Annotated in this window: 12 protein-coding genes and 1 pseudogene; 6 read left to right on the top strand and 7 right to left on the bottom strand. The window is 73.4% G+C overall.

Features of this window, described 5'->3' with window-relative positions; all coding sequences use genetic code 11:
- Positions 1-302: 302 nt before the first annotated feature.
- Genes AB0G10_RS30325 through AB0G10_RS30315 form a run of 3 tightly spaced genes read right to left on the bottom strand, consistent with a single transcriptional unit; the run spans position 303 to position 3,812 of the window.
- Complete coding sequence (locus tag AB0G10_RS30325; RefSeq protein ID WP_360929227.1) at positions 303-1,193, bottom strand: DUF3152 domain-containing protein; 891 nt, start codon at positions 1,191-1,193, stop codon at positions 303-305.
- Positions 1,194-1,239: 46 nt separating this feature from the next.
- Positions 1,240-2,193, bottom strand: a complete 954-nt coding sequence (locus tag AB0G10_RS30320) for an alpha/beta hydrolase (RefSeq protein WP_360929224.1) — start codon at positions 2,191-2,193, stop codon at positions 1,240-1,242.
- Positions 2,193-3,812 carry a Daple gene (locus AB0G10_RS30315; RefSeq protein WP_360929221.1) on the bottom strand — a complete coding sequence of 540 codons (1,620 nt, stop codon included), beginning with the start codon at positions 3,810-3,812 and terminating at the stop codon, positions 2,193-2,195. The genes AB0G10_RS30320 and AB0G10_RS30315 overlap by 1 nt, the downstream gene beginning before the upstream one ends.
- A gap of 418 nt (positions 3,813-4,230) precedes the next feature.
- On the opposite strand from AB0G10_RS30315, the gene AB0G10_RS30310 reads away from it, so the two are divergent.
- The 3 genes and pseudogenes from AB0G10_RS30310 to AB0G10_RS30300 form a co-directional block, all read left to right on the top strand.
- Positions 4,231-4,890 carry a TetR/AcrR family transcriptional regulator gene (locus tag AB0G10_RS30310; protein WP_360929218.1) on the top strand — a complete coding sequence of 220 codons (660 nt, stop codon included), beginning with the start codon at positions 4,231-4,233 and terminating at the stop codon, positions 4,888-4,890.
- 37 nt (positions 4,891-4,927) lie between these two features.
- Positions 4,928-5,152, top strand: coding sequence for a DUF3107 domain-containing protein (locus AB0G10_RS30305; protein WP_360929215.1), 225 nt, complete (start codon positions 4,928-4,930; stop codon positions 5,150-5,152).
- A 45-nt stretch (positions 5,153-5,197) separates the two neighbouring features.
- Positions 5,198-7,001: pseudogene (locus AB0G10_RS30300) on the top strand (DEAD/DEAH box helicase); the annotation flags it as partial.
- 621 nt (positions 7,002-7,622) lie between these two features.
- Here AB0G10_RS30300 and AB0G10_RS30295 read toward each other — a convergent pair.
- Complete coding sequence (locus AB0G10_RS30295) at positions 7,623-8,273, bottom strand: biliverdin-producing heme oxygenase (RefSeq protein WP_360929212.1); 651 nt, start codon at positions 8,271-8,273, stop codon at positions 7,623-7,625.
- A gap of 98 nt (positions 8,274-8,371) precedes the next feature.
- Here AB0G10_RS30295 and AB0G10_RS30290 point away from each other — a divergent pair, with 98 nt between their 5' ends.
- The gene (locus AB0G10_RS30290; protein ID WP_360929209.1) at positions 8,372-9,517 is read left to right on the top strand and encodes an SAM-dependent methyltransferase; all 1,146 of its coding nucleotides are present in this window, start codon (positions 8,372-8,374) and stop codon (positions 9,515-9,517) included.
- On the opposite strand, the gene AB0G10_RS30285 is transcribed toward AB0G10_RS30290, so the two are convergent.
- Together AB0G10_RS30285 and AB0G10_RS30280 are read right to left on the bottom strand one after the other, a co-directional pair.
- The gene (locus tag AB0G10_RS30285) at positions 9,510-10,598 is read right to left on the bottom strand and encodes a hypothetical protein (RefSeq protein ID WP_360929206.1); all 1,089 of its coding nucleotides are present in this window, start codon (positions 10,596-10,598) and stop codon (positions 9,510-9,512) included. The genes AB0G10_RS30290 and AB0G10_RS30285 overlap by 8 nt on opposite strands.
- Positions 10,591-10,803 (bottom strand): cation transporter, encoded by a 213-nt coding sequence (locus AB0G10_RS30280; protein WP_360929204.1) that lies wholly within the window; start codon positions 10,801-10,803, stop codon positions 10,591-10,593. The genes AB0G10_RS30285 and AB0G10_RS30280 overlap by 8 nt, the downstream gene beginning before the upstream one ends.
- A 107-nt stretch (positions 10,804-10,910) precedes the next feature.
- Between AB0G10_RS30280 and AB0G10_RS30275 the strand changes: the two genes are divergently transcribed.
- A complete protein-coding gene (locus AB0G10_RS30275) occupies positions 10,911-11,390 on the top strand; it encodes a GNAT family N-acetyltransferase (RefSeq protein ID WP_360930004.1) in 480 nt (159 codons plus the stop codon).
- 61 nt (positions 11,391-11,451) lie between these two features.
- Here AB0G10_RS30275 and AB0G10_RS30270 read toward each other — a convergent pair whose 3' ends face one another.
- Positions 11,452-13,581, bottom strand: coding sequence for a RecQ family ATP-dependent DNA helicase (locus AB0G10_RS30270; protein WP_360930001.1), 2,130 nt, complete (start codon positions 13,579-13,581; stop codon positions 11,452-11,454).
- Positions 13,582-13,706: 125 nt separating this feature from the next.
- Here AB0G10_RS30270 and AB0G10_RS30265 point away from each other — a divergent pair, with 125 nt between their 5' ends.
- The gene (locus tag AB0G10_RS30265; RefSeq protein WP_360929201.1) at positions 13,707-14,105 is read left to right on the top strand and encodes a hypothetical protein; all 399 of its coding nucleotides are present in this window, start codon (positions 13,707-13,709) and stop codon (positions 14,103-14,105) included.
- Positions 14,106-14,108 lie beyond the last annotated feature (3 nt).

Raw genomic sequence — 14,108 nt, 5'->3', positions numbered from 1 at the left:
GGTCGTGGCCGGCGATGGGGTCGTCCGGGTCGGCGGCGCGGTGGGCTCCCACCCTCGCCGGGCGCAGGCCTGCCAGCAGGGCGGCCTCGGCGCGGGTGCGCTCGGCCGAACGCTCGGCCGAACGCTCGGCCGGACGCTCGGTGGGATGCCCGGTGGAACGCCCGGCGGGGGCACCCGAATCGGCGGCACCAGGATCAGCGGAACCATTTGTCGCGTTTGCCATAGCAAGCGCCAGCGTGCCATGAATTGCCGCTTGTCACAGGAGTTTCGCGTTTGAAGGGCAGAGGATCACGCCGGGCGGCCTACAGCGACGGGCCGGCGAAGCTGCGGTCGTCGCGGCGCGGCCAGGCGTACGGCTTGCACCCGCGCAGGGTCAGCGTCTGCTGGACCATCACCGGGGCGGGGCCGCCGGCCTTCGGGCAGCCCTGGTGGCCGTGTCCCAGCTCGTGGCCGACCTCGTGGTTGATCACGTAGCGGCGGTAGGTGGCGAGGTCGACCTTCGCGTCCAGGTAGGGCGTCGCGGAGAGCCGCCAGCGGTCCAGGTTGATGATCGCCCGGCCGGTGGTGCGGCAGGACGTGAACGGGACGCCGCCCACCCGGATGTTCGTGCCGCCCCGGCCGCAGAGCTGCCCTGCGGTGTCCCGGGTCGCCAGGTAGACGGTGAAGTCGGCCTTGTCGGCGCCGGTCACCATCTGCAGGCGGACGTCGCCGTTGCCGATCCAGCTCCGCTTGTCGCCGAGGATCGCGACGACCTGCGCGGCGAACGCTTCGACGTCCTCGTTCGCGCCCTTCTCGACCGCCACCTTGAAGCGGCGCAGCCGTCCCTTGTCGCCGTGGATCGTGGAGCGCTTCCCGGCGTACGAAAAATCGCCTGAAGCGTGAGTGGGCACCTTGCCGGGCAGACGCAGCAGGCCCGCCGCCGGAAAGGGGCCGGTGGCCGAGGGCGAAGCCGAGGCCGACTCGAGAACCGGGACCGTGGGAAGCACCGACGGCGACGGGGACGGGGACGGGGACGGGGCGAGCGAGGGCGGCGCGGGCGAGGAGGCCGCGACCGGAGCCGCCGGCGACTCGGCGGTCACCTGGTTGCCGATCATCACGGCGGCGAGCAGGGCCAGCGACACGGCCAGCACCACCAGCCAGATCCGGCGCCACCGATCCTGCGGAACCGGGGTGGGCGGTGTTGAAGAGATCATGGGCTTCTCACCCTGGCACACGCTGTCGACGCCGCCCACAGGGGCCTTACGCGGCCTGCCGTACGTCTTCCAGCATGCCCACGATGCCCCGGGCCACCAGGCGCGGCACCTCCATCTGGGCGACGTGACCGACGCCCGGGAGGACGAGCAGGCGACTGTCCGGAATGGCCTTCGCCACCTGGGCGGGCACCCGCGGGTCGACCAGCTTGTCGTTGAGCCCGCCGATCACCAGCGTGGGCGCCTGCACCCGCGCCGCGAGACGCCACTGCGAGTCCTCCCCCGGCAGGTACGCCCGGAGGAAGCTGCCGACCAGGCCGCGCAGCGTCCCCAGGTAGGCCTTCGGGTAGTGGGCCACCGTGTAGCGGAGCTGGATCTCCTCCATCGCCTCGGCGCGGCGCTGCGGATGCACCTTCGTGGTGTCGCCGAAGCACGCGGCGAGGACCTGCTCGGCCATCTGCTCGGCGGTGACCCGGGTGAGCGCCCACGCCATCAGCCGCTCGGCGCCGGGGAGGGCGAGCAGCGGCAGCACCGGACCCTGCGCGGTGCGGCGCGGGTTCAGGAACGGCATGGCCGGAGAGATGAGGGTGAGCGTCCGCACGAGGTCGGGGCGCAGGGCCGCGACCCGCACCGAGATCGAGCCGCCCAGCGAGTTGCCGATCAGGTGGACCGGGCCACGGCCGGCGTGGTCCAGGTAGTCGATCAGGGTGGCCGCGAAGGCCGGGATCGAATAGCGCGGGATGGCGTCGCTGTAGCCGAAGCCGGGCAGGTCGACGGCCTGGCCGTCGAGCCGGTCGGCGAGCAGGCCGGCCAGGTCGGTGAAGTTCTGCGAGGAACCGCCGAGGCCGTGCACGTAGACCGCCGGCTCGGCGCCGGGATGACCCGGGGTGTCCCGGACGTGCAGCATCGAACCGCCGACCTCGACCCGGCGGGCGGGCCACGGCGGCGGGATCTCGTCCGCCGCCAACAGCACGCTGTCGTCGGCCAGAATCGCGCCCTTCATCAAGCCAAGAGTGCCTCAAGCCGCCGGTTCACCGCGGCCAATGTGGCGCGGACCATGGCGTGCCGGTCGTCGCCGGTCACCACGGCGGAACCGGCCAGCTGCTCGACCCAGCCGCCGTCGCAGGAGAGCAGCAGCACGACGACCGCGACCTGCATCTGACCGAACGAGACGGACGCGGCGTGCTCGACGAAGCAGCGCGCCGGGCCGTGCTCGTGCTGGGACGTGGCGAGCAGCTCGTCGACCGCGCCGGCCGTGGCCGTGGCGCAGAGGCGGAGCAGGTAGCCGTCGACGGCCGGGCCGGTCGCCACCCCGGAGGCCACGCGGCCGCCGGCCCGCAGCCGGACCTCCACGCTGGCGTCCGCGCCGAACGTGTTGACGTGCACGTTCTCGATGACGACGCGCGGGCCGGGGGTGTCGCCGGGGTCCAGCGGGCGGGGCTTGCTCGCGTCGACCGGGACCAGGGAGGCGCGCTCGACGAACGGCGCCCGCTGGGCCGGCGCGGACGAGACGGGCGCCGACGACACCGGCGCTGACGAGACGGGCGCGGGGGCGGCCGGTGCGGGAGCGGGTGCCGCGGAGACCGGCGCGGGGGCCGGCACCGCCGAGATCGGCGCGGACGACACCGGTGCGGACGCGGGCGACTGAGGCGGCGCCGAGACCGGGGCGGGCACCGAGGCGCGGCCGGCCCGGGTCTGGGCCGGGATCGGCGAGGGCATCGGGGCGGGGGCCAGCGGGCCGTCCGCGGGCATCGCCGCGTCCAGGCCCATCCGCTCCTGAAGCAGGCGGGCCACCTGGCGGCTCACCTCGGCCGGGTCGGCGCCGTCGGAGAGGTCGAGCCGCAGGCTGTGCGCGCCGGCCGGGGTGGCCCGCAGCGACGCGTCCCGGACGCCGGCCACCTCGCGCACGGCGGCCAGGATGTCCTGGACGTCGAAGCCCTCCTGCCGCTCCTGCGCCGGCACGACGTCACCGCGGCGCAGATGCGTCGCGATGCGCGCCAGGGCGGGCGCCTCGGGCGATGGCTCCACGGAGGGCGGCTCCGGAACTCGGGGTAGATCAGCCGGCTGGGCCGGGACCCGCTGCGGCAGCGCGCCGCTGTTCTCCGTGACCGCGGCGACGAGCCCGCTGTCCGGCTCGGCGCCCGACTCCTCGGGACGGCCGGGCGGGGGCGGGTACGCCGCGGGAGCGGGGTACGGGCCGGCTTCGCCGGTGGACGGGGGGAACGCGACCGGCGCCGGGTCGTAACGGCGCTGGTAGCCGACCGCATCGTACGACGGACGGGCCACGGCCGCCGGGTTGTCCCCCGCGGGGGTCTCCACCTGGGGCAGCCCCTGGGCCAGGGTGTCGGTCACCAGGGCGTGCCGGGAGCGCTCGGCCGGCGCGGGCGGCGTCGACGCCGGCTCGGCGGCCGGAACCCAGTCGGGCCGGTTCATCGGGACGGCGGCGCGCGGGCCGTTGCCGTAGGTGTCGTCCAGGTCGCCCTCGTACGGATAAGGGGGTGCGCTGCTCGGCAGGGGGCCGGGGCTCACCGGAGGAGTCGCGCCGGGCGCGCGGCGGCCGAGGATCTCGGCGAGCCGGCTGCGCTCGCCGGGCCAGGGCGCGGGAGGCTGATCGGGGTCCACGGAAGAGGGATTCTCACCGGCCGGCACCGCCGAGGACGGCGCGGACCCGAACGGGCGGTCGGGCGGGAACTGCTGACGCCCGAACGGGCGACCTTCCGACGGGCGACGCCACGACGGCACATCCGCCTCCTGATCCGTCGCCGGCCCCTGCCACGGGCTGTCGGCGTTCGCCCACCCGTTCACTCGACTGCGGTCACGCGAGTCGGCACCGTTGCCGCTCCCTGCGGCTCCGGTGTCTCCGGAATGCCCTGATTCATCCACCGCGTGCTCCTCGCTCGCCCCCGCTGAGGCTACCGTGTGGTTGCAGTGGCGATAAGTTGCAGCGTCGCGACAATTGCCCGCACGACCGCGACGAGCGCCGATCCGGGCAATCCACGACGACAAACCGCGGGGACCGACCCCCTGGAGGTTCAGAGAAATGACCGCTGCGTCCGGCGGGGCACAGACCGCTCGACCCACCCGCCTGCCACGTTCGGCGCGCCGTAAGCAGTTGCTGGCCGCCGCGCAGCAGGTCTTCGTCGCCCACGGCTACCACGCCGCGGCGATGGACGACATCGCGGAGCGGGCGGGGGTCTCCAAACCCGTCCTCTACCAGCACTTCCCCGGCAAACTCGAGCTCTACCTGGCCCTGCTGGACACGCACTGCGACGCGATAATCGCCAAGGTGCGGGGCGCCATGCTGGCCACCCCCGACAACAAGGAGCGGGTGAAGGGCGCGGTCCGCGCCTACTTCGACTTCATGGATCACGAGAGCGAGGCCTTCCGGCTCGTCTTCGAGTCGGACCTGCGCAACGACCCACAGGTGCGGCAGCGGGTCGAGCGCGTCGAGCAGGGCTGCATCGCGGCTGTGACGGACACCATCATCTCGGACACCGGGCTCCGCCCGGACCAGGCCGAGCTGCTCGCCTCGGGCCTCGCCGGGGCGGCCGGACAGGCCGCTCAGTTCTGGCTGGCGAACGGCCGGCGTACGCCCAAAGCTGAAGCCGAATCGCTCGTAGCTGCACTGATCTGGCGCGGGATCGCCAGCTTCCCGCTCCAGGGCGGTTCATCAGCCGGAACGCCGCCGGAAATCGGATAGCCTCAACAGCGGTAGACGGTTGACAGAGGAGGGCCCCGTGGAGGTCAAGATCGGCGTGCAGCAGTCGCCGCGTGAGCTGGTGCTCGAGAGCGCTCAGACCCCGGCGGAGGTCGAGCAGGCGGTGACCGAGGCTCTGGCCAAGGACGGCGTCCTGACGCTCGCTGACGAGAAGGGCCGCAAGGTGATCATCCCGATCGCCAAGGTGGCCTACGTGGAGATCGCCGAGGCGTCGCACCGCCCGTTCGGTTTCACGACCCGCTGAAATACGACGAGAGGGGACCCTGGTCGCAGGGTTCCCTCCCGTAACTTGCTCTCGGGTGCGCCCGGCCTCTGGTCGGGTAGACTTGTGCTGTCGCCGTCCCGTCGATTTGTCAAATCGACCCGCCGCCGAGCCCTCCCGGGCTCGCGTTCGCACGGCGATCGCGCGTGCGGCCCGCAATTCCTGCGTGTGGCCCGCGCCCAAACAGACCGCGCCCCAGACATCCGACGGGCGCACCACGAGAGGGCACCCGTAAAACTTCATGACCGACAATGAGCAAGCTCTAGTACCTGTGACCAGTCGAGCGCCGGTCCGCCCGGACAGCCCGACTTTCGCCGAGCTCGGCGTGCGTGCCGAGACCGTCGAGGCGCTGGCCAAGGCCGGCATCACCCACGCGTTCGCCATCCAGGAATACGCTCTGCCGATCGCCCTGCGCGGCACCGACCTGATCGGTCAGGCGCCCACCGGCACCGGCAAGACCCTCGGCTTCGGCCTCCCGCTGCTCGAGCGCGTCCTCGCGCCGTCCGAGGGCGCCGACGGCAAGCCGCAGGCCCTGATCGTCGTCCCGACCCGTGAGCTCGGCCTCCAGGTCGCCCGCGACCTCGCGGCGGCGGGCAGCACCCGCGGCGTCCGCGTCCTGCCGATCTACGGCGGCGTGGCGTACGAACCCCAGGTCGACACCCTGAAGAAGGGCGTCGAGATCCTGGTCGGCACCCCCGGCCGGCTCCTCGACCTAGCGAAGCAGAAGGCTCTGAAGCTGGGCTCGGTCCGCGCGCTCGTCCTCGACGAGGCCGACCGGATGCTCGACCTCGGCTTCCTCGACGACGTCGAGAAGATCCTCGCGATGCTGCCCGAGCAGCGTCAGACGATGCTCTTCTCGGCCACCATGCCGGACCCGATCGTGGCGCTGTCCCGCCGGTTCCTGCACAACCCGGTCACGATCCACGCCGGGCACACCGCCGACAGTGGCCCCTCGCCGCTGACCAAGCAGGTCGTCTACCGCACCCACCCGCTGAACAAGCTGGAGATGGTGGCGCGGATCCTGCAGGCCAAGGACCGCGGCCTCACGATGATCTTCACGCGGACCAAGCGGGCCGCCGACCGGGTCGCCGAAGACCTCGACTTCCGCGGTTTCGCCGTGGCGGCCGTGCACGGCGACCTCGGCCAGGGCGCCCGCGAGCGGGCCCTCCGGGCGTTCCGCACCGGCAAGATCGACGTGCTGGTCGCCACCGACGTGGCGGCCCGCGGCCTGGACGTCTCGGGCGTGACCCACGTGATCAACTACGACTGCCCGGAAGACCCGGAGACCTACACGCACCGCATCGGCCGCACCGGCCGGGCCGGCGCCACCGGATCGGCGATCACGTTCGTCGACTGGGAGGACATGCCGCGCTGGGTGCTGATCGACAAGTCGCTCGGGCTGAACATGCCGGAGCCGCCGGAGACCTACCACACCAGCCCGGCGCTCTACGCCGACCTGGACATCCCGTCCGACGTCTCGGGCACCCTGCCGACCGCTGACCGCAGCCGGGCCGGGCTCGCCGCCGAGGTCGAGGAGGACCTGGGTGGCGGCGGCCGTGGCCGGGCCGCGCGGGGCCGGGGTCGTGGCGGGCGTACCCGGGGTGGTTCCGGGCCGTCGTCCGACAGCCCCGCCGCCTCCGGCGACGAGGGCGCCGAGCGTCCCAAGCGCCAGCGTCGCCGGCGCAAGGTGGTCGAGGACGAGATGCGTACGCCTCCAGCCGTCACCGAGACGGCCACCGAGGCAGCGCCGGTCGCCGACGGGGCCGAGAAGTCCGAGAAGGCGGCCGACGAGGGCGCCGCCGCTCCGCGCACCCGGACCCGCCGGCGTCGCACTGCCGCGACGGCCCTGTCGTTCTCCGACTCCGCGACCGCTGCGGAGGGCGTGACCGCCGCCGACGCCGCGCCCGCCGCGGAGGCCACGACCGCCGTGACCGATTCCGGGGCCGCGACCGCCGCGACCGATTCCGGGGCCGCGACCGCGTCCAAGGCCGCATCCGCCTCCGAGGCCGCGACCGCCGAGGTGACCGCCGTCGCTGCCCAGGCCGCGCCCGCCACGAAGGCCAAGCGCGCTCCCCGGCGCGCTGCCGCCGCGAAGGCCACGCTCGCTTCCGACGCCGCGCCCGCCGTGAAGGCCACCGACGGCGCTTCCGCCGTGAAGGCCACCGACGGCGCTTCCGAAGCCGCGCCCGCCGCGGAGGCCGCCGGCGGCGCTTCCGAGGACGCCGCTCCTCGCCGCCGTCGCCGCCGCCGTCCGGCCGCGGAAGCCGGCGTCACTGCCGAGGCCGGCATGACCGGTGGCTCCGAGGCCGGGGTCGGCGCGGCCGAGGCCTGATCCATCGTCGCTGCACGGGACCACGGATGGTCCCGTGCTCCGAGCCGCATCGAAGGGCTCCCGAAGCACTCCGGGAGCCACCCGGCCGATCCCGCATCGAGAACGCGCTTCGAGGACCGCTCAGCGCCACCGGTCCTCGAGCTCGGCCAGCAGGCCGATGTTGAGCCGGTAGGCCGCCACCACCTCGTCGAGGAAGGCGTTCTGCTCGGCCGGCGTCCACGGCGCCGCGTTCAGGCGGTCGCGGTACCGGGCCCGGAACAGCGGCGGGTCGACCCCCTCGAAGACGAAGAACCGGTATCCGTCGCGCCGCAGCCCGTACGCCTCGACCAGCTTCCGGCCCAGCCACTGGCCGCCGGAGAGGTCGCCGAGGTAGCGCGTGCAGTGGTGCGCCACGTAGCCGGTGGCCCGGTCGTAGGCCGCCGAGCGGATCCGGGTGCAGTACGTCGTCGTCGCCGCCAGCGCGGAGATCCGGCTCTGCCAGCGGGCGCCGTAGAGGAACCGCAGGTCGGCTTCGAGGGCCGGGAGCCGGAACAGCTCCGGGTGGACGAAGTGCCGGGCCACCGGGTCGTCGCTCATCGCGGCGGCGGCCGGCTCCAGCGACTCGTAGACGAACCAGTGCTGCGCGGCCAGCTCCGCGTACGCGGCCAGCGGCAGCCGGCCGCCGGCGAGCCCCTCGACGTACCGGCTGCGCTGCGCGACGGCCCGCCCCTCCCGGGTCACCTCGCGGAGGCGGTCGGAGAGCAGGCGGCCGGAGATGGACGACAACGACACCGGGCAGCACCTCCCTCCACCGCTGATCAACTTAATCGCGCCGTGCCACCCGCCACAGCCGCCGAGTGGCCGATCCGCACCCGGGCAGAATGGAAGACATGCCAGAACCGCTCGATCAAGCACTCGCCGAGGTCCGGGAGCTGTTGCTCGCTCCGGGCCTGACCCGGGCCGTCGCGGCCGGACGGCGCCGGGGGCATGCACCCTCGGTGTCCAGGGCGCAGGTGCGGCCGGTGACCCTCAAGTCCGGGCGGAAACTACAGATCGTCACCGATGACGGTTCGCGGCCGTTCACCCGCAACGTCGACCCGGGCGCCGAGGCGGCCGCCGCGTTCGACGAGCTGCTCGCCGAGCCGTTCGGGAACTGGCACGTGGAGACCGAGACGTCGACAGTGCAGGTCCGGATCACGAAGAAGGGCGACGCCCAGGTCCACCGGGCCGCGGCCACGGTGGCCGCGACGGCCGGGCCGCAGGCGCACGACCGGGCGAAGCAGTGGCTGCTCGATCCGGGCGACCCGCTCTTCGAGGTGATCGGTGGCAACGCCGCGAAGCGCCGGCAGATCGACGCGTTCCTCCGCGCGCTCGCCGCGACGCTGCCCGACGAGCTGCCGTCGCCGCTGCGCGTCGTGGACCTGGGCTGCGGAAACGCCTATCTCACGTTCGCCGCCTACCGATATCTGGCCGGGCGCGGCGCGCAGGTCCAGGTCGTGGGGGTCGATGTCCGTGAGGACCAGAGGGTACGCAACACCGCCGTCGCGGAGCGGCTCGGCTGTGCCGCCGACGTGAGCTTCGTGGCCGGCACCATCGAGGAGGCGGCGCTGCCCTTCACGCCCGACCTCGTCCTCGCCCTGCACGCCTGCGACACCGCGACCGACCAGGCGCTGGCCCGCGCGGTCCGGTGGGAGGCGAAGTGGGTCCTCGCGGCGCCCTGCTGCCACCACGACATCGCCGCGCAGCTCAAGAACGTCAAGACCCCCTTCCCGTACGGGGAGACGACGCGTCACGCGATCCTGCGCGAGCGGTTCGCCGACGTGCTGACGGATTCGCTGCGCGCCGCTCTGCTGCGGTTGCACGGGTACCGGGTCGACGTCGTCGAGTTCATCGACTCGGCGCACACCCCGCGCAACCTGCTGCTGCGGTCCCGCCGCACCGGCGCCGAGCCGACCGCCGAGCAGCGGACGGAATACGCCGACCTGACCGCGCAGTGGGGTGTCGACCCGGCCCTCGCGAAGATGCTGGCTAGCTGACGACGACCGTCCAGGCCGCCGTGGAGACCTTCCCGGCGACCTGGAAGTCGAAGAACATCCGGTACGTGCCGGCGCTCGGCGCGGAGAGCCAGAACTTGACCTTGCCGTCGACCAGCTGGTTCTCCGGGTGCACGTGGACGTAGGCCAGGTCGTTCTGCCGCAGCACGACGAGATGCCCGAACGCGCCGAGGTACGGCTCGACCGCGACCGGCTTCCCCGCGGCGTCGGTGACGGTCATGAGCAGCGGCTGCGTCGACGCGGTGCCGGGCGTCCCCTCGTACGCAACCTGGTAGCTCTCCGCGCTCGTAGCGCGCGCCGGAGCGGGAAGAGTGACCGGAGCGTAGTCGCCGGCGACCGTCAGGTCGCTACCCAGAGTGGTGGCGAGCTGCGCGCCACCGACGAGCGCCGTGAAGTCGGCGATCATCCGGTAGCTGCCCGGTTCGGCGAGCGTGAGGTCGATGCTCCAGGTGCCGTCCGGCGCCATCTCGGGGTGCAGGTGCTGGAAGCCGGTGAGGTCGCGGCGGATCACGATGAGGTGCAGCGGCTTGTCGTGCACGACGGCGTAGGTGGTCACCGGCGCGCCACCGGGGCCGTGCACGGTGAACTCGAGCTTCTGCGCGCGACCGGCCTGGAACGTGGTCTCGACCGGGGTCAGCGTGAGGCCCTGCGAGCTGAGCGAGAGGCCGCCGACGTCGGCGCCGGCCGTGGCCGCGCCCGGAACCGGGTTCGCCGTGCCGTGCACGTGCGGCTGACTCTCGTCGAAGACCGATGCCGACGGCGCCGGCGCACCGGCCTGGGCGCCTTGACCGGGCTGAGTGGCGCCGGCTGCGGGATCGGCTGCGGTGCCGTTGTTGAGGCGGCCCAAGCCGTATCCGGCGAAGAGCACGACGATGAGCAGCGCCCCGATCGCGGCGAACCGGAACCCCGCGTTCTGCGGCACCGAGGGGGACGACCCCATCGACCCGAGGACCAGCTCATCGTCGGCGTCGGTCGTCGTCCGGTCGTCGGGGCCGGTCCGGTCGGGGCCGGTCCGGTCGGGGCTGGTCCGGTCGGGGCTGGTCCGCGGCCCGGGGTCAGGCATCCGCGAGCTCGTAGCCGGCCTCGTCGACCGCCTCGCGGACCGCGTCGTCGGTGAGAGGTGCCTCACTCGTGACGGTCACGGCGCCCGCGGCGAGATCCACCTGGACGTCGGCGACGCCGGGCAGTGCCGAGATCTCCTTGGTCACGGCCTGGACGCAGTGCGAGCAGGTCATGCCCGTCACCTGGTAGGTGCTGGTCACCGCCATGATCGATCCCTTCGTGTCAGCGCCGGCATGCCGGACATACCGTGACTATACCCCCCACCCGTATCGATGCCTCCCCGGCCGGTTCCGCGGCGGTCGGTAGATTCCGAATCGTGACGGATCGCAGGAACGGGCAGTACGTCCTCACCGAGGACCGGGAACGCGTCGACCTGGACCGGGTGCACCGGTGGCTCTCCGAGGAGTCGTACTGGGCGGCCGGCCGCGCGCACGACGTGGTGGCCCGCTCGATCGAGGGGTCGCTGCCGTTCTCGATCGTCCTGGCCGACGGCGGCGAGCAGGTCGGGTTCGCCCGGGTGGTGACCGACGGGGCGACGTTCGCGTGGATCTGCGACGTCTTCGTCGACCCGGCGCACCGGGGCCACGGCCTCGGCACCTGGCTCGTCGACTCGATCGTGGAGAGCCTGTCCGAGCGGGGCATCCTGCGGTTCCTGCTCGCCACCCGGGACGCGCACGAGGTGTACCGCCGCTCCGGCTTCGAACCGCTCGCCGGAGCCCAGCGGTTCATGGAGATCGACCGACGCCCGACCCGGGCCGCCATCCTCGGCCACCTCGAGTCCGGCGCGTCGTAGCGCGCCGGACCCGCACCGCGCCAGGCCGGGACGCCGCGCCGAGCCGGGACGCCGCGCGGGGTCATCCGGCGACGGCCAGGGCCAGGGGCAGGACCGCCTCGGCGCCGGCGCGGCGCAGGGCTCGGCCGGCCAGGGTCATCGTCCAGCCGGAGTCGACCAGGTCGTCGACGAGCAGCACCGGGCCCCCGGCCGCGCCCCCGGCCAGCTCGGCGGCCAGGCCTGCGGGGACGGCGAAGGCGTCGTGCAGCGCGCGCACTCGCTGGGCGCTGTTCCCCCGCGCCGAGGTCTCCCCCGCGTGGTCCGTGGTGAGAGTGCCGAGAAAGGGCAACCGGCCGACGGTCGCGATGTGCTCGGCCAGGCTGTGGACAAGTTGTGGATGACGCTGGGAGGGGACCGCCACGACGGCGGCCGGGCGCTGTCTCCAGGCGTCGTCGCCGTGCGCCCACGACTTCAGCACCTCGACCACGGCGGCCGCCAGATCGTCCGGGATCGGCGCGTCGGCGGACTCCGGGCCGGCCACACCCCGCAGCCTGCTCCCCCAGCCCAGGTCGGAGAGGCGGCCGACGGCCCGGCCCGGCTCGATCTGCTCGGCCGGCGGGATCTTCCCCTTCAGGCCGACGCCCACCGCGGCCAGGCCGGTCGGCCACATCTTCTTCGGCGCGATCTCGGCGCCCGGCCGGCCCAGGAACGCGTCGGCCGCCGCCATCGCGGCCGAGGAGATCTCGGTGTCGAAGAGTGGACCGGCGCAGTTGTCACAGCGGCCGCACGGCGCCGCTTCCGGGTCGTCGAGGCAACGGCGGAGGAACTCCATCCGGCACGCGGTCGTCCCCGCGTACGAAATCATGCTCTTCTGCTCCTGGGAGCGTGCCTCGGCGACGCGGCGCAACCGGACGCCGTCGTAGGTCCACGGCTCTCCCGTCGCGAGCCAGCCGCCGCGCGTGCGACGCACCGCGCCGTCCACGTCGAGCACCTTCAACATCAGCTCGAGGCGGTTGCGACGCAGGTCGACGAGGGGTTCGAGGGCCTGGGTGGAGATCGGCCGGTCCGGCGACAGCTGGGCGAGCACGGCCCGCACCTGGTCTTCCGGCGGGAACGCGAGGGACGCGAAGTACCGCCAGATCGCGGCGTCCTCCGGGCCCGGCAGCAGCACCACCTCGGCGTGCTCGACGGCGCGACCGGCCCGGCCGACCTGCTGGTAGTACGCGATCGGCGACGGCGGCGCCCCGAGGTGCACCACGAACCCGAGGTCGGGCTTGTCGAAGCCCATCCCGAGCGCCGACGTCGCGACCAGCGCCTTGATCTTGTTGTCGAGCAGGTCCTGCTCGGCCGCGCGGCGCTCGGCGTCCTCGACCTGACCCGTGTACGACGCCACGGCGAACCCACGCGTCCGCAGGAACTCGGCCGTCTCGGTCGCGGCCGCGACGGTGAGCGTGTAGACGATGCCGGAACCGGGCAGCCGCTCGAGGTGGTCGGCGAGCCAGGCCAGCCGGTGCGCCGGGTCGTCCAGTTCGAGGACGGCGAGCCGCAGCGAATCCCGGTCGAGCGGGCCGCGCAGCACCAGCGTGTCGCCCTCGCCGAGCTGGTCGGCGACGTCGGCGGTGACCCGGGCGTTCGCCGTCGCGGTGGTCGCCAGCACCGGGGTGTGCGACGGCAGACCGGCCAGGAAGGTGCGCAGACGCCGGTAGTCGGGCCGGAAGTCGTGGCCCCAGTCGGAGACGCAGTGCGCCTCGTCCACGACCAGCAGGCCGGTGCTGGAGGCGAGACCGGGCAGGACGTTGTCGCGGAAGTCCGGGTTGTTGAGCCGCTCCGGGCTGATCAGCAGGACGTCCACCTCGCCGGCCCGCACCTCGGCCTCGATCAGCGACCACTCGTCGAGGTTGGCGGAGTTGATCGTGCGGGCGCGGATGCCGGCCCGGGCCGCCGCCTCGACCTGGTTGCGCATCAGCGCCAGCAGCGGGGAGACGATGACGGTGGGGCCGGTCCGCTGCTGCTCACGCAGCAGCGCCGTGGCCACGAAGTAGACAGCGGACTTGCCCCAGCCGGTCCGCTGCACGCAGAGGACCCGCCGGTGGTCGACGGTCAGCGCCTCGATCGCCCGCCACTGGTCCTCGCGCAGCCTCGCGTGCTCCCCGGCCAGGCGGCGGAGGATCGCCTCGGCACGGTCACGGACGGCGGCCCGGTCCTGCATCACTTCGGTCACCCGGCATGTCTACCAGGGCCGCGGGCCCGGACCGGAGTTATCCACAGCCGGGCGGGCCGGTTGGGGAAACGGGGAAAGCGATGAGGGAGGGCCGCCGGGGTGGAAATCTCGGAGGCATGACGAAGACGATCGCCGAGAAGCTGATGATCAAGTCGAACTCCACCGTGTGGCTGAACGAGCCGGCGCGGCTGCCGCTGCTCACGCCGATGCCCGAGGGTGTCCGGGAGACCGCCGTGCTCGCCACCGCCGGCACCGCGGTGCTCTTCGCGGAGAGCGCCGACGGCGTCCGGCAGCAGCTCGCCGAGCATCGCGGTGACCTGGACAAGCCCGGTGCGTTCTGGATCGCGTACCCGAAGGGGAACCAGGCCGACATCAACCGGGACTCGCTGTGGCCGATCGTGGCCGACTACGACATGCGGCCGTGCGGGCAGGTGGCGATCGACGAGCGGTGGTCGGCGCTGCGCTTCCGGACGAACGAGCCGGGCGAGGGCCCGTTCACCGGCGGCGCGGAGTGATCG

The organism is Actinoplanes sp. NPDC023714 (genome assembly GCF_040639855.1).
Classification (GTDB): domain Bacteria; phylum Actinomycetota; class Actinomycetes; order Mycobacteriales; family Micromonosporaceae; genus Actinoplanes.
This window is presented reverse-complemented; position numbering and strand designations above follow the sequence as displayed.

Bases quoted from the DNA above. Each gene is read 5' to 3' on its own strand.
- AB0G10_RS30325 (WP_360929227.1), bottom strand. From the start codon at position 1,193: ATGATCTCTTCAACACCGCCCACCCCGGTTCCGCAGGATCGGTGGCGC.
- AB0G10_RS30320 (WP_360929224.1), bottom strand. From the start codon at position 2,193: ATGAAGGGCGCGATTCTGGCCGACGACAGCGTGCTGTTGGCGGCGGAC.
- AB0G10_RS30310 (WP_360929218.1), top strand. From the start codon at position 4,231: ATGACCGCTGCGTCCGGCGGGGCACAGACCGCTCGACCCACCCGCCTG.
- AB0G10_RS30290 (WP_360929209.1), top strand. From the start codon at position 8,372: ATGCCAGAACCGCTCGATCAAGCACTCGCCGAGGTCCGGGAGCTGTTG.
- AB0G10_RS30285 (WP_360929206.1), bottom strand. From the start codon at position 10,598: ATGCCTGACCCCGGGCCGCGGACCAGCCCCGACCGGACCAGCCCCGAC.
- AB0G10_RS30280 (WP_360929204.1), bottom strand. From the start codon at position 10,803: ATGGCGGTGACCAGCACCTACCAGGTGACGGGCATGACCTGCTCGCAC.
- AB0G10_RS30265 (WP_360929201.1), top strand. From the start codon at position 13,707: ATGACGAAGACGATCGCCGAGAAGCTGATGATCAAGTCGAACTCCACC.